Below are 927 nucleotides of genomic sequence, written 5' to 3'. Positions count from 1 at the left end.
TTAATTCAAAGTTTCCACTTTTGTCTGATTCTGTAGACGTCCATGTACTTGGTATATATCTCTCGTCCCCAACTACTGATCCTGCTGCTTCCTGCCTATCTCCTCCTGCTGTTATTATTACTGTTCCTCCAGCAGCTATACTATCTCCATCCAAACTTACTGTGTTATTAGATGCATTTGCAGCAGTTGGTTTAGGATTTACTGTTACTGTATATGTTACCTTTGTCGTTCCATCCTCTGCCGTAACTACTAGCTTGTCTCCACTTACTACAGGATCATGTAGTGATGTTTCGTCAAAGCTCTCATGAGATTCTCCCTTAGTCAGTGCTGCTATAAAGTCTGCTTTTGTTGTTCCATAAGGTACATTTGTTATGCCTTCATCTGCTGTACCTGCTGCACTTACTATATAGCTATCTGATGTTACCGTTGCTACCGTGCTCTTTGCAGGGTTAACTGTAATTGTGTATGTCACTTTCGTTGTTCCATCTTCTGCTGTCACTACTAGCTTGTCTCCAGTTACTACAGAATCATGCAGTAATGTTTCGTCAAAGCTCTCATGAGATTCTCCCTTGGTTAATGCTGCTATAAACTCTGCTTTTGTCGTCCCATAAGGTACATTTATTATTGTTTCATTTCCTGTATTTTCTGCACTTACTGTATAACTGTTTGATGTCACTATTGCTACCGTGCTCTTTGCAGGGCTCACTATAATTGTAAATTCATGGCTATCTGATGGCTCACACACTCCATCATCATTTACCGTCACTGTAAATGTTTTTGTTCCTGCTTCTGTTGGTGTCCCTGACAAAACTCCATCTTCTGAAAGGTTCAATCCTGCTGGTAGGTTTCCTGATGTTACAAAGTATGTCTTGTTCCCTGTTCCTCCAGTTGCTGTAAATGTGTATTGAGTATATGGAACTCCTACTG

General features: G+C 40.6%; 1 protein-coding gene. It reads right to left on the bottom strand.

Annotated features, from left to right (window positions below):
- The coding region (locus CLRAG_RS20915) for a putative Ig domain-containing protein (protein ID WP_242872176.1) at positions 1–927 on the bottom strand (927 nt) is incomplete at both ends.

It is taken from the genome of Clostridium ragsdalei P11 (assembly GCF_001675165.1).
GTDB lineage: Bacteria > Bacillota > Clostridia > Clostridiales > Clostridiaceae > Clostridium_B > Clostridium_B ragsdalei.
This window is presented reverse-complemented; position numbering and strand designations above follow the sequence as displayed.